This window comes from Sphingomonas sp. SORGH_AS_0789, assembly GCF_031453055.1.
In the GTDB taxonomy this organism is placed as follows: Bacteria; Pseudomonadota; Alphaproteobacteria; order Sphingomonadales; family Sphingomonadaceae; genus Sphingomonas.
The window spans coordinates 2862923-2876088 of record NZ_JAVIYV010000001.1 but is presented as its reverse complement, the minus strand read 5'-3'; the positions used below and the strand labels follow the sequence as shown (position 1 = coordinate 2876088).

Genomic DNA, 13166 nt, shown 5'->3' with positions numbered 1-13166 from the left:
CGCTGGCGACATTATCTGACAATCCGATGACTGGCCTAACCCACCTTCAGCGCCTCGAAGCCGAGAGCATCCACATCCTGCGCGAAGTCGTTGCCGAGACCGAAAGGCCGGTGATGCTCTATTCGGTCGGCAAGGATTCGGCCGTGATGCTCCATCTGGCCAAGAAGGCGTTCTTCCCGGCGCGCCCGCCCTTCCCGCTGCTCCATGTCGACACGACCTGGAAGTTCCAGGCGATGTACGAGCTGCGCAACCGTGCCGCCGAGGCGGCGGGGATGGAGCTGATCGTCCACCGCAACCCGGAGGCCGAGGCGCTGGGGATCAACCCCTTCGACCATGGCAGCCGTCATACCGACATGTGGAAGACCGAGGGGCTGAAACAGGCGCTGACCGCGGGCGGATACGACGCGGCGTTCGGCGGCGCCAGGCGCGACGAGGAGAAGAGCCGCGCCAAGGAGCGCGTCTTCTCCTTCCGCTCGGCCGCGCATGGCTGGGACCCCAAGGCACAGCGGCCCGAGCTGTGGAATCTCTATAACAGCCGCATTCACAAGGGGGAGAGCATCCGCGTCTTCCCGCTGTCCAACTGGACCGAACTCGATATCTGGCAGTATATCCTTCAGGAAGGCATCGAGATCGTGCCGCTCTATTTCGCCGCCCCCCGCCCGACGGTGGAGCGCGACGGGATGCTGCTGATGGTCGATGACGACCGTTTCCGCCTGCGGCCCGGCGAGGTGCCGGTCGAACGCTCGATCCGCTTCCGCACGCTGGGCTGCTATCCGCTGACCGGCGCGGTCGAGAGCGAGGCGGCGACGCTGTCCGAGGTCATTCAGGAAATGCTGCTGACCACCACCTCGGAGCGTCAGGGGCGCGCGATCGACCACGATCAGGCCGCCAGCATGGAGAAGAAGAAGCGCGAGGGGTATTTCTGAGATGACCGCCTATCAACCCGATGCGCTGATCGCCGCCGATATCGACGCCTATCTCGCCACCCATGCCGCCAAGTCGATGCTGCGCTTCATCACCTGCGGCTCGGTCGATGACGGCAAGTCGACCCTGATCGGTCGGCTGCTCTATGATTCCAAGACCATCTTCGAGGATCAGCTGAGCCAGCTGGAGGCGGACAGCCGCCGCGTTGGTACTCAAGGAGCGAATATCGACTTCGCGCTGCTGGTCGACGGCCTCGCCGCCGAGCGTGAGCAGGGCATCACCATCGACGTCGCCTATCGCTTCTTCGCGACGGAGAAGCGCAAGTTCATCGTCGCCGACACGCCCGGTCACGAGCAATATACCCGCAACATGGTGACCGGCGCCTCGACCGCCGACCTGGCGGTGATCCTGATCGACGCGCGTAAAGGCGTGCTGACCCAGACGCGGCGGCACAGCTATCTGGCGCATCTGGTCGGGATCAAGGAGATCGTGCTGGCGGTCAACAAGATGGACCTGGTCGGCAACGACCAGTCGGTCTTCGACGCCATAGTCGCCGATTATGCCGCCTTTGCGCGCGGCATCGGGATCGAGCGTTTCACCGCCATCCCGCTGTCGGGACTGACCGGCGCGAACGTCACCACCCCCTCGCCCGACATGCCCTGGTATGACGGCCCCGCGCTGCTGCCGCATCTGGAGACGGTGGCGATCGACGGCGACCGCGCGGTCGCGGCGTCGTTCCGGATGCCGGTGCAATGGGTCAATCGGCCCGATCTCGACTTTCGCGGCTTTGCCGGGCTGATCGCCAGCGGCCGGGTGTCGGTCGGCGACCGGGTGCGCATCGCGCCCTCGGGCCGGACGACCAGCATCGCGCGGATCGTCACCCATGACGGCGACCGGGATCAGGCGATCGCAGGCGAAGCGGTGACCCTTGTGCTGGCCGAGGAGGTCGACTGCTCGCGCGGCGACGTAATCGCGGCGGCCGAGGACCCGCCCGAGGTCGCCGACCAGTTCGTCGCCACCATCGTCTGGATGGCCGATGCGCCGCTGGTGCCGGGGCGCAGCTATTCGCTCAAGCTCGGCACGCAGCTGATCGGCGCGACCGTCCAGCCGCCGCGTCATGTGGTGGACGTCAACAGCCAGGAGGAACGCCCCGCCGATACGCTGGCGCTCAACGATATCGGCCTGGCGGAAGTCTATGCCGACCGCCCGATCGTGTTCGAGCCCTATCAGAAGGGCAGCGCGCTGGGCGGTTTCATCCTGATCGACCGCGCGACCAATGCGACGGTCGCGGCGGGAATGATCGACCATGCGCTGCGCCGCGCGCAGAACGTCCACTGGCAGTCGACCGTCATCACCCGCGAGGCGCATGCCCGGCAAAAGGGGCAGTCGCCGCGCGTGCTGTGGTTCACCGGCCTGTCGGGGTCGGGCAAGTCGACCATCGCCAATCTGGTCGAACAGAAGCTGCACGCCATGGGCCGCCACAGCTTCCTGCTGGACGGCGACAATATCCGCCACGGGCTGAACCGCGACCTGGACTTCTCCGAAGCCGGGCGGGTCGAGAATATCCGCCGCGTGGGCGAGGTCGCCAGGCTGATGGCCGATGCGGGCCTGATCGTGCTGACCGCCTTCATCTCGCCCTTCAAGGCCGAGCGCAACATGGTCCGCGCGCTGCTGCCCGAAGGGGAATTCGTCGAGATCTTCATCGACACGCCGCTGGCCGTCGCCGAGGAGCGCGACGTGAAGGGCCTGTATGCCAAGGCGCGCGCGGGCGAGATCGCCGAGTTCACCGGCATCTCCAGCCCCTATGAAGCGCCCGAACGGCCGGAGATCCGCGTCGACACGACGAAGGAGACGGCGGAACAGGCCGCCTCGCGGATCGTGGAGCATGTGCTGGGCGTCTGGAGCTACGACCTGTGACCGATGCCGAACTCGCACGGGCCATCGCCGTCGAGGCGGGGGCGCTGCTCCGCGACCTGCAGGCGAGCGGCGGGCTGGAGGGCGCAGCGCTGGGTGCCAGGGGGGATCGTGACGCCAACACGCTGATCCTCGACCGGCTGCGCGCCGCACGGCCGGACGATTTCATCCTGTCCGAAGAGTCGCTCGACGACCGCGCCCGGTGCGCGGCCAGCCGGGTGTGGATCGTCGACCCGCTCGACGGCACGCGCGAATATGCCGAGGGATCGGACGAATGGGCGGTGCATGTCGGCCTCGCCATCGACGGTCGCCCGGCGCTCGGCGCGGTGGCCGTCCCGGCGCGGGGGCAGGTGTTCGCGACCGACGACCTCCCCCCGGTCCATCCCCCCTGCCCGGCTGGCCTGCGCGTCGTCGTCAGCCGCAGCCGCGCGCCCGACATCGCACGCTGCGTCGGCGACCTTCTGGGTGCGACGCTGATCCCGATGGGGTCGGCGGGCGCCAAGGCGATGGCGGTGGTCGAGGGGCGTGCGGACGTCTATCTGCATGACGGCGGCCAATATGAATGGGACAATTGCGCCCCCGCCGCCGTTGCCCTGGCGGCCGGGCTGCATGCCTCGCGCATCGATGGCAGTCCGCTCGTCTATAATTGCGCGAATCCCCTGCTGCCCGATCTGTTGATCTGTCGGCGGGAGGTCGCCGCACAGGTGCTGGACGCGATCGCGCGCGGATAGCGCGCGGATAGCGCGCAACCTGGCCCACCCATCCCGTCCCGGCAGGCGACCGCGACTGTTACAGGTAACCTTGTAACGTCACATCGGCTGGTCCATGGGGAATATATGCCGCCTGCCCCCTTTGCCCCTTCCGTTCTGCGGTCCGCCCGATGACGTTCATTCCCCTGGCCTTCGGTCTTGCGGCGATGGTGGCGACGCTGGCGGGCGGATTGCTGGCGCTGCGTCTCCAGCACCGGATCGGGCTGGTCCTGGGCGTGACCGCCGGGATCGTGCTGGGCGTCGCGCTGTTCGACCTGATTCCCGAGGCGCTGGGGCTCGCCGGGGGGCGGTGGCCGGTGCGCGGGCTGATGCTGTTCTCCGCCGCCGGGCTGGGGGGCTATATGCTGCTCGACCGGCTATTGGCGGGCATCCCGCGCGCCGCCGAATCCTGGCGCGGGCATCTGGGCCCCGCCATGCTCTGCCTGCACAGCCTGATGGACGGGTTGGGTATCGGGCTGGCGTTTCAGATCGATACGGCGGCGGGATGGATGATCGCGCTGGCCGTGCTGACCCATGACGTGGCGGACGGCGTGAACACGGTCAGCCTGAGCCTCGCCGCCCGCTCCGAAGCGGCGGCGCGGCGCTGGTTGCTGGTCAACGGGCTGGCACCGATGCTGGGCGTGGTGCTGGGGCTGGCCATCGCGATCCCGAGCGGGATGCTCGCGCCGCTGATGGCGCTGTTCGCCGGGGCCTTCCTCTATATCGGCGCGTGCGAGCTGGTGCCGCGCAGCCGGGCGCTCGATCCCCGGCTCTGGACCAGCATGGCGACGCTGGCGGGCATGGCCCTGATGCTGGGCGTCACGCATTTCGCCCATTGAGGCGGGACCGCCGCCGGATCGCGAGGAGCCGGCGGCGGTCCCCCAAATGTCAGGCGGGCTGAACCGCTTCCGCCGCCGCGTTGGCGCCGCCTTCGGCCAGGCCGGTCAGCTTCTCGTCGGTCGCCTTTTCCTCGGCCAGCGTCTCGTCCAGGATCGCCGCGCAGTCGCTGCGCCCCAGCTGCCGCGCCCAGGCGACCAGCGTGCCGTAACGGGCGATCTCGTAATGCTCGACCGCCTGCGCCGCCGCGATCAGAGCCGCATCCAGCACCTGCTTGTCGGCGACCTCGCCCGCGACCTCATTGGCCTCCTTGATGATGCCGTCGATCGCCGGGCAGGTGACCGCCTTGGCGGTCGTCCCGTGCATCTCGAACACCTGTTCCAGCCGCCGGATCTGCCCCTCGGTCTCGCGCAGATGCTGCTCGAAGCCCGCCTTCAGCTGCGGGTCGGTCGCCTTCTCGATCATCTTGGGCAGCGCCTTGGTGATCTGATGCTCGGCATAATAGATATCCTGCAACTGGTGGACGAACAGATCGTCCAGCGTCGCGATGTCCTTGCTGAATAGGCCCATGGTCCGTCTCCTTCGTGATGGTCAGCGGTCGGCCGAGCCGGGCTCGGCGATCTTGCGATGGGCTTCGGCCAGCACCGATTGCGGAACGACGCCCGCGGCGGCGACCTGCGCCTTGTTCAGCAGCCCGGCGGTGATGTGCCCCCGGCCCGCCTTCATCGCGTCCCAACCGGTGCGCGCGACCTGGGCGGGGTCGTCCTTGTCCATGGACCCGACGCGGGTGTCGAGCATGTCGGCGCGCGCGAAGAATTCGGTGTCGGTCGGTCCAGGCATCAGCGTGGTCAGCGTGACGCCCTTCTGCTCCTTCAATTCGTTGCGCAGCGCCTCGGTGAAATTGTCGATGAACGCCTTGGTCGCGTTGTAGATCGCGTTGAACGGGCCGGGGATGAAGCCGACGATCGAGCCGGTGACCAGCACCTTGCCCTCGCCATGCCGGACCATGCCGGTCAGCACCCGCTGGAGCAGATGGACGGTGCCGGTGACGTTGGTGTCGATCGATCGCCGCCAGTCCTCCACCGGCTGGTCGAGGAACGCGCCGCCCTTGCTGTTGCCCGCATTGGCGCACAGCACGTCGATCCGCCGCCCGTCCGCCGCCGCCAGCAGCGTGTCGACGCCCTCCAGCGTGGACAGGTCGGCCTCGACCGCCTGTACCTTGGTGCCGAGCGCGGCCAGATCGGCGGCGGCGGTGTGGATCGCCGGTTCGTCCGCGACGATCAGCAGGTCATAGCCGTCCCGCGCCGCGCACGCCGCCAGATGATAGCCGATGCCCGAAGAGGCGCCGGTCACGATTGCGAATGTCTCTGCCATGTCGGACTTCCTTATTGACCGGGCTTCAGCACGATCTTGGTCACTTCATTCTGCTTGTCGTGGAACATGCGATAGCCCTCGGGCGCCTGTTCCAGCGGCAGCCGGTGTGAGATCAGGAAGGTCGTATCGATCTTCCCCTCCATGATCGCGTCGAGCAGGCCGGGCAGGTAATGCTGGACATGCGTCTGCCCGGTCTTGAGCGTCAGCCCCTTCTGCATCACGGCCCCCAGCGGGAATTTGTCGACAAAGCCGCCATAGACGGCGGGCATCGACACACGGCCGCCCTTGCGCACCGCCAGGATCGCCTGGCGGATGGCGTGGATGCGATCGGTGCCCAGGAAGGTCGATGCCTTGATCTGGTCGATCGCATTGTCGACGAACAGGCCGTGCGCCTCCAGCCCGACCGAGTCGATCACCGCATCGGGGCCGATCCCGCCGGTCATCACCATCAGCGCGTCATAGGTCGCGCTTTCCTCGAAATTGATCGTCTCGGCGCCGAACTGGCGGGCGAGCTCCAGCCGGTGGGGGAAATGGTCGATCGCGATAACCCGCTCCGCACCCATCAGGAACGCTGACTGGACCGCGAACAGGCCGACCGGGCCGCAGCCCCAGACCGCGACCGTGTCGCCCGGCTCGATCTGGGCATTCTCGGCCGCCATCCAGCCGGTGGGCAGGATGTCGGAGAGGAACAGCACCTTCTCGTCGTCCACGCCTTCGGGGATGACGATGGGGCCGGTATCGCTGAACGGCACGCGGACATATTCCGCCTGTCCGCCCGCATAGCCGCCGGTCATGTGGCTATAGCCGAACAGCCCGGCCATCGGATGGCCATAGATTTCGCGGGCAATGTCCTGATTGTCGGCGGGCAGCCCGTTCTCGCACCCCGAATATTGATGCTTGCCGCAATGATAGCAGGCGCCGCAGGCGATGGTGAACGGCACCACCACCTTCTGCCCCTTTTTCAGCGTCGAGGCGGAGCCGGTCTCGACCACCTCTCCCATGAATTCATGGCCCAATATGTCGCCCGACTTCATCGTCGGGATATAGCCGTCATAAAGGTGCAGGTCCGATCCGCAGATGGCGGTCGCCGTCACCCTGATGATCGCGTCGCGCGGGTTGACGATGCCGGGGTCGTCGACATTGTCGATGCGGACGTCATGCTTGCCGTGCCAGGTCAGCGCCTTCATGCACCCTGCTCCTCGAACTGCTTGGGGTTCATCGCGTTGGTCGCGACCTCGCCGGTTTCCATCAGCTGCTTGAAGCGGGCGAGGTCGCGGCGGAGCTGGATATTGGGTTCGCGCTGGAACAGCTTGGCGACCAGCTTGCCGATGACCCCGGCGGGCGGGTCATAGAGGATCGTCGCGGTCACGACGGTGCCGCGCGCGCCCGCGTCGCGGAAGGTGATACGCCCCGAATTGGCGACATCGGCCCCCTCGGCGGAGGCCCAGGCGATCAGCCGACCCTCCTCCTCCTCGGTCACGATCGCATCCCATTCGACGGTCGTCCCGCCGGGCGCCTTGACCACCCAGTGCGAGCGCGTGGCATCGATCCTGTCGATCCGTTCGACATTCTCCATCACGCTCGCCAGATTGGGGAAGTCGCGCCACCAGGCGAACAGCTCGCCCGCCGGGCGGTTGATCGTGGTCGCGCACGCAGTCAGGCTGTCGCCGCGATCCGCGATCGCCTCATGGGTCGCGATCCGGACCGCGGCGTCCGTGTCCTTCGCCGTCGAAAGCGGCGCGTCGTCATAGGGTCTGTCGGCGCTATCCGGCATAAGCCTCTCCTCGTTCCGAGCCCGGACAGCGTCGGGTGAGGCGGCTTGTTCCGTGATTTACACCGGTTTTACAGCATCTTGATGAGCATCAATCACCCATGTGGGTGATTGATCCGTTTCCGCGACCGATGGCGGGCGGCTCAGTCGGCCATGACCCGGATCTGTGCCCGCCCGACCTTGCGCGCCAGTTGCCGGGGATCGGGGATGGTCATTGACCGCGACGACCAGATCAGATCGCCCGCGCGCCGGGCCGCCTGGAGCATCCGGTTGACGTGCACCGCGGTCAGCCCCAGCGCATCGGCCAGGGTTTCCTGCGTGATCGGCAGCTCGAAGCTGCGGCCATGGCTCAGGTCGCTCAGCGCCAGCCGTTCGTGCAGCTCCAGCATCAGGTCGCCGATCCGCTCCATCGCGTTCATCCGCCCCAACCGCGCGATCTGCGCCAGCAGATACGCCTCGTCGAGCGCATGCCCCACCGCATAGGCCTGGTCCAGCGCGGGCGAGACGCCCCAGTCGGGCGGCACGCAGCTGGTCACCTCGGTCAGCGAGATGACCGTGGTCGGCGCGACCGCACGGGCATGATGATAGAGGCCGACCACATCGCCCGGCAGGACGAAGTTGAGGAACTGCCGCCGCCCGTCGAGCAGGATGCGCATCCGCGCGGCCCAGCCGGACAGGATCAGGTGCGGCGTCACGATGTCGCGCCCCTCGACCAGCAATTCGCGGCGCGGCCGGAAGACGGTCGGACGGCCCATCGCCTCCATCAGCGCCGCGACGGCGGCCTGGTCGAGCGTCGCCAGTCGCGACAGACGCTGGAGCGCGGGCGGCGTACTGCCAAGCGGTCGGCTGAGACTCAGGCTCATGGGATATATCCCCATGGCGAACGGGCCGAGGCGGGCATCCGGTCTCGCGATGCGTCGTCGCCCGGCACCCCATATCGATCATAGGAACGGCAGATCTTCATCGCAGGCTATCCTCTTCGGGCCGCCGACCATCGGCCATGCGGCGAGGGCGATGACGCGAACCACGTCACCGGGGAAAAGATCGTGTCGGATCCAACGCGGCGATCGCACCGACCATGTCATCCGTCGTCGGTGCGCCCTCCCGAACTTGCACACCGTGTCGGATGCCGCAGCGGCGATTTCCGTTCACATTGTGTACGAACAACAATCCGCCGGGCTCCATAATTCAAATCAATATCCAGATTATTTCGTGCGTTAGCGCGAAAAACAGGGCGAGCCGAGCTTGCATGCCGCCCATTTGGGATGGTGTTGCCGCGGGATCGGCGCAGGGCGGCGTGGCGGTCGCGGCCGCGTGGCCGGCACGGCGCGATTTGGGTCATGGCACATTCCCTTTCGGCGCGACGGCCCTATGGTGCGCGCCCTTTCCTCAAGAGGTTCCACCAATGCGTTTCGCCCAACTGACCCGCCAGCCCGACGATCCCTTGTTGCGGATCATCGGCCAGCACGCCGCCGATCCCCGTAGCGACAAGATCGACCTGGGCGTCGGCGTCTTCCGCGACGAGGCGGGGCGGACTCCGGTGATGTCCGCGGTCAAGGCGGCGGAGGCGCGGCTGCTGTCCGAACAGTCGACCAAATCCTATCTGGGGCCGGAGGGCGATGTCGGCTTCGTCCGGGCGCTGGGCGATCTGGTGCTGGGCGAAATCGTGCCCGCCGACCGTCGGGTCGGGTTGCAGACACCGGGCGGCACCGGGGCGCTGCGCCTCGCCGCCGAGCTGCTGGCGCGCGCGGGCGTGCCGCGCATCTGGATCGGCAGCCCGAGCTGGGCGAACCATGCCCCGCTGTTCAAGCAGGCGGGGGTCGAGCCCGCCCTGATCCCCTGCTACGACCTGACCAGCCAGCATTTCGACCTGGACGGCTTCCTCGCCGGTCTGGGCGGCGCGGCGCAGGGCGATGCGGTGCTGCTGCATGGCTGTTGCCACAATCCGATCGGGATCGATCCCGATGCGCAGGGCTGGGCCGCGATCGCGCAGCATGTCGCCGACCATGCGCTGCTGCCGGTGGTCGATCTCGCCTATCAGGGGCTGGGCGACGGATTCGATATCGATGCAGCGGGCGCGCGCACGATCCTGTCGGCGGTGCCGGAAGCGCTGCTCGCCTATTCCTGCGACAAGAATTTCGGGCTGTATCGCGAGCGGACCGGCGCGCTGTTCGCGCTGTCGCCCGATGCCGATACGGGGGCGGTCGTGCTGTCCAACCTGCTGGCGCTGGCGCGCGCCAACTGGTCGATGCCGCCCGACCATGGTGCGGCGATCGTCCGCATCATCCTGGAGGACGCCGCCCTGACCCGCGAATGGCGCGACGAGCTGGAGACGATGCGCCAGCGGCTGGCCAGCCTGCGCGCCGCCCTGGCGGCGGGCGGGCGGATCGGCGCGATCGATCTGGCGGCGGTCGCCCATGGCAAGGGCATGTTCGCCACCCTGCCCCTCTCCCCCAGCCAGGTCGCCTGGCTGCGCGACCGGCACGGCATCTACATGGCCGGATCGGGGCGGATCAACATCGCCGGGTTCAGCACCGCGGCGATTGCGCGCTTCCACGACGCGCTGCGGGATATGGTCGCGAACGGGGCGGCCTGATCCAGTGGCTCCCGCCATTCGCTTGGGGCGGCGGGAGTCCCTTGGCCTTCGACTTCGCTCAGGCTGAACGGAGGTTGGGGATGGGACCTGCTACAACACCCCGTTCAGCCTGAGCGAAGTCGAAGGCCACGCCACCCGGCCAGCAAAAAAGGGGCGCATCCGAACCACCGGATGCGCCCCTTGTCGTGAGGAGAGCAGGCCGGATCACCCGGCCCGTCGCTTACTTGCCCGAATGGACGAAGCGGTTGACGATATTCTCGATCCGCTCCTGACGGCCCGAACGGGGCTTGGGATCGATCGCCTTCTGCTCGGCGAGATCGGCGATCCCGGCCAGGTCGAGGCTGCCGACCTGCTGGCCGAACTCGCCGGTCCAGCCCGCATAGCGCTCGGTCTTGATCGCATCCAGGCGGCCGTCCTCGATCAGCGCGGCGGCGTTGAGCAGGCCCTTGGCCACCACGTCGATCCCGCCGACATGGCCGTGGAACAGGTCGACCGCGTCCATCGACTGGCGGCGCACCTTGGCATCGAAGTTGAAGCCGCCGGTGGTGAAGCCGCCCGCCCGGATGATCTCGATCATCGCCAGCGTCAGTTCCTCGACCGAATTGGGGAACTGGTCGGTATCCCAGCCATTCTGGTGGTCGCCGCGATTGGCGTCGATCGAGCCGAAGATGCCCAGCGCGCCCGCCGTCGCGATCTCATGCTCGAAGGTATGGCCCGCCAGCGTGGCGTGGTTCGCCTCGATATTGACCTTCACTTCGTTTTCCAGGCCGTACGCCTTCAGGAAGCCGTACACGGTCGCGGTGTCGAAGTCGTACTGGTGCTTGGTCGGCTCGTGCGGCTTCGGCTCGATCAGGATGGTGCCGTTGAAGCCGATCTTGTGCTTGTGCTCGACCACCAGGCTCAGGAAGCGGCCGAGATTGTCCAGCTCGCGCTTCATGTCGGTGTTGTGCAGCGTCTCATAGCCTTCGCGACCGCCCCACAGCACATAGTTGGAGCCGCCCAGACGATGCGTCGCTTCCAGCGCGTCGCGGACCTGCATCGCGCCGAACGCATAGACTTCCGGATCGGGATTGGTCGCGCCACCGGCGGCGAAGCGCGGATGGCTGAACAGATTGGCGGTACCCCAGAGCAGCTTGCGGCCCGACGAGGCCTGGAGCTGTTCGAGATGATCGACCGCCTCGGCGAAATAGCGACGATGCTCTGCGACGCCCTGCGCATCGGCCATCACGTCGACATCGTGGAAGCAGTAATAGGGCACGTCCAGCTTCGAGAAGAAGTCGAACGCCACTTCGCGCTTCTGCGCGGCCGCCGCACTGTCGTTCGCGCCCGCATGCCAGGGGCGGTTGAAGGTGCCGCCGCCGAACACGTCCGAACCCGGCCAGCAGAAGGTGTGCCAGAAGCAGGCGGCGAAGCGCAGATGCTCCTCCATCGTCTTGCCCAGCACGACGCGGTTCTTGTCGTAGAAGCGATAGGCCAGCTCATTGTCGCTGTCCGGGCCTTCGTAACGGATCGTGGGGATGTCGGCGAAGAAATCGGTAGCCATTTAGAAGCTCCTCGGGGTGATACGGGAATAGCTGTCGCGGAAACGCGCGATCTTGGGGGCGAAACGCTCGGCGAGCGCCGCGTCGGGCGCGATGCTGTGGCTGACGGGCGGAGGCGCGCAGACCGCTTCGGGCGAACCTCCATCGACCGCCAGCTGGGCGAGCCGCGCCGCGCCCAGCGCCGGGCCGACCTCGCCGCCCTTCAGATAGACGAGCTCGACATTCAGTGCGGCGGCCAAGGTCTGGCCCCAATAGGAGGAGCGCGCGCCGCCGCCGATGACCGACAGCTGCGACAGCTCGGTCCCGGCGTCGCGCAGCACCGACAGGCCATCGGCCAGCGCAAAGGCCACGCCCTCCAGCACCGCCTGCGCCAGCCGCTCTGGCGTGGTGTCATGGTCGAGGCCCAGGAACGCGCCGCGCACCTCGGCATCGTTATGCGGCGTCCGCTCGCCCGACAGATAGGGCAGGAAGATCTCGGGACCGCTAGCCGGGCCGACGCTTTCGGCGCGGGCGAACAGCTCGGCCGCGCCCGCCGCGCCGGTCAGCCGCGCGACCCAGTCGATACAGGCGGCCGCCGACAGATGCACCGACATCTGGTGCCACAGGTCCGGCAGACAATGGCAGAAGGCATGGACGGCACCCGCCGGATTGGGGCGGAAGTCCTTCGTCGCGGCGAAGATCACCCCCGACGTGCCCAGCGACAGCAGCGCATCGCCGTCCTTGACCACGCCGACGCCGACCGCTCCGGCGGCATTGTCGCCACCGCCGCCCGCGACCGGCACCCGGTCCAGCCCCCAGGCCTCCGCCACCTCGGCGCGCAGGCGGCCGGTCTGCGCCGTCCCCTCGACCGCCTGCGGCATCTGCTCGCGGGTCAGCCCGGTCGCGGCGAGGATGTCGTCGCTCCATTCGCGCGCGGCAACGTCCAGCCACAGCGTGCCCGCCGCATCCGACACGTCGGACGCCTTCTCGCCGGTCATCCGCAGCCGGACATAATCCTTGGGCAGCAGGACGGTCCGGATCTTCGCGAACGTTTCCGGCTCGTGATGCGCGACCCAGAGCAGCTTGGGCGCGGTGAAGCCCGGCATCGCCAGATTGCCCGCGATCCGGTGGAGCCCAGGCGCCTTCGCCTCCAGCTCGGCGCATTCGGCATGGCTGCGCCCGTCATTCCACAGGATGCCCGGACGCAGCACCTGATCGTCCGCGCCTAGCAACGTCGCGCCATGCATCTGCCCGGCCAGACCGATGCCCCGCACCGATCGGCGCACCGCCGGGTCGATCGCGCGGACCGCCGCCGTCGTCGCCTGCCACCAGGCCTCAGGATCCTGTTCGGACCAGAGCGGGTGCGGCCGCTGCACGGTCAGCGCGGCGGTCCCCTGCCCCACCACCGCGCCATGTTCGTCCAGCACGACGGCCTTCACGCCCGACGTACCGATATCGATGCCCAGAAACATGGCCCGGTC

General features: G+C 67.7%; 12 protein-coding genes. 5 read left to right on the top strand and 7 right to left on the bottom strand.

Annotated elements, in window-relative coordinates:
- The first annotated feature begins 26 nt into the window (after positions 1–26).
- From cysD to QE360_RS13180, 4 genes are all read left to right on the top strand, one after another.
- A complete protein-coding gene (cysD, locus tag QE360_RS13195; RefSeq protein ID WP_309702160.1) occupies positions 27–926 on the top strand; it encodes a sulfate adenylyltransferase subunit CysD in 900 nt (299 codons plus the stop codon).
- A 1-nt stretch (position 927) separates the two neighbouring features.
- Positions 928–2841 (top strand): sulfate adenylyltransferase subunit CysN, encoded by a 1914-nt coding sequence (cysN, locus tag QE360_RS13190; protein WP_309702157.1) that lies wholly within the window; start codon positions 928–930, stop codon positions 2839–2841.
- Positions 2838–3569: a 3'(2'),5'-bisphosphate nucleotidase CysQ gene (locus QE360_RS13185; protein ID WP_309702155.1), complete on the top strand. Its 732-nt coding sequence runs from the start codon at positions 2838–2840 to the stop codon at positions 3567–3569. Before cysN ends, QE360_RS13185 begins: the two co-directional genes overlap by 4 nt.
- A 149-nt stretch (positions 3570–3718) precedes the next feature.
- Positions 3719–4426, top strand: coding sequence for a ZIP family metal transporter (locus QE360_RS13180; RefSeq protein WP_309702154.1), 708 nt, complete (start codon positions 3719–3721; stop codon positions 4424–4426).
- Positions 4427–4475: 49 nt separating this feature from the next.
- Here QE360_RS13180 and QE360_RS13175 read toward each other — a convergent pair whose 3' ends face one another.
- The 5 genes from QE360_RS13175 to QE360_RS13155 form a co-directional block, all read right to left on the bottom strand.
- On the bottom strand, positions 4476–4994 hold the full coding sequence (locus tag QE360_RS13175) for a ferritin-like domain-containing protein (protein ID WP_309696014.1): 519 nt from the start codon (positions 4992–4994) through the stop codon (positions 4476–4478).
- A 21-nt stretch (positions 4995–5015) separates the two neighbouring features.
- Complete coding sequence (locus QE360_RS13170) at positions 5016–5798, bottom strand: SDR family NAD(P)-dependent oxidoreductase (RefSeq protein WP_309702153.1); 783 nt, start codon at positions 5796–5798, stop codon at positions 5016–5018.
- A gap of 11 nt (positions 5799–5809) precedes the next feature.
- Positions 5810–6985: a zinc-dependent alcohol dehydrogenase gene (locus QE360_RS13165; RefSeq protein WP_309702152.1), complete on the bottom strand. Its 1176-nt coding sequence runs from the start codon at positions 6983–6985 to the stop codon at positions 5810–5812.
- A complete protein-coding gene (locus tag QE360_RS13160; protein ID WP_309696020.1) occupies positions 6982–7572 on the bottom strand; it encodes an SRPBCC family protein in 591 nt (196 codons plus the stop codon). Before QE360_RS13160 ends, QE360_RS13165 begins: the two co-directional genes overlap by 4 nt.
- A gap of 140 nt (positions 7573–7712) precedes the next feature.
- Positions 7713–8432: a helix-turn-helix domain-containing protein gene (locus QE360_RS13155; RefSeq protein ID WP_309702150.1), complete on the bottom strand. Its 720-nt coding sequence runs from the start codon at positions 8430–8432 to the stop codon at positions 7713–7715.
- A 542-nt stretch (positions 8433–8974) separates the two neighbouring features.
- Here QE360_RS13155 and QE360_RS13150 point away from each other — a divergent pair.
- On the top strand, positions 8975–10165 hold the full coding sequence (locus QE360_RS13150) for an aromatic amino acid transaminase (RefSeq protein WP_309702148.1): 1191 nt from the start codon (positions 8975–8977) through the stop codon (positions 10163–10165).
- A gap of 220 nt (positions 10166–10385) precedes the next feature.
- Here the strand turns inward: QE360_RS13150 and xylA are convergent, their stop codons facing one another.
- Both xylA and xylB read right to left on the bottom strand, forming a co-directional pair.
- Entirely contained in the window at positions 10386–11708 is a 1323-nt protein-coding gene (gene xylA, locus QE360_RS13145) for a xylose isomerase (RefSeq protein ID WP_309702146.1), read from the bottom strand.
- Positions 11709–13157 carry a xylulokinase gene (gene xylB / locus QE360_RS13140; protein WP_309702145.1) on the bottom strand — a complete coding sequence of 483 codons (1449 nt, stop codon included), beginning with the start codon at positions 13155–13157 and terminating at the stop codon, positions 11709–11711.
- Between the last annotated feature and the right edge of the window lie 9 nt (positions 13158–13166).

Coding starts and splice junctions, on each gene's coding strand:
- cysD (WP_309702160.1), top strand. CDS start 27: ATGACTGGCCTAACCCACCTTCAGCGCCTCGAAGCCGAGAGCATCCAC.
- cysN (WP_309702157.1), top strand. CDS start 928: ATGACCGCCTATCAACCCGATGCGCTGATCGCCGCCGATATCGACGCC.
- QE360_RS13180 (WP_309702154.1), top strand. CDS start 3,719: ATGACGTTCATTCCCCTGGCCTTCGGTCTTGCGGCGATGGTGGCGACG.
- QE360_RS13175 (WP_309696014.1), bottom strand. CDS start 4,994: ATGGGCCTATTCAGCAAGGACATCGCGACGCTGGACGATCTGTTCGTC.
- QE360_RS13170 (WP_309702153.1), bottom strand. CDS start 5,798: ATGGCAGAGACATTCGCAATCGTGACCGGCGCCTCTTCGGGCATCGGC.
- QE360_RS13165 (WP_309702152.1), bottom strand. CDS start 6,985: ATGAAGGCGCTGACCTGGCACGGCAAGCATGACGTCCGCATCGACAAT.
- QE360_RS13160 (WP_309696020.1), bottom strand. CDS start 7,572: ATGCCGGATAGCGCCGACAGACCCTATGACGACGCGCCGCTTTCGACG.
- QE360_RS13155 (WP_309702150.1), bottom strand. CDS start 8,432: ATGAGCCTGAGTCTCAGCCGACCGCTTGGCAGTACGCCGCCCGCGCTC.
- QE360_RS13150 (WP_309702148.1), top strand. CDS start 8,975: ATGCGTTTCGCCCAACTGACCCGCCAGCCCGACGATCCCTTGTTGCGG.
- xylA (WP_309702146.1), bottom strand. CDS start 11,708: ATGGCTACCGATTTCTTCGCCGACATCCCCACGATCCGTTACGAAGGC.
- xylB (WP_309702145.1), bottom strand. CDS start 13,157: ATGTTTCTGGGCATCGATATCGGTACGTCGGGCGTGAAGGCCGTCGTG.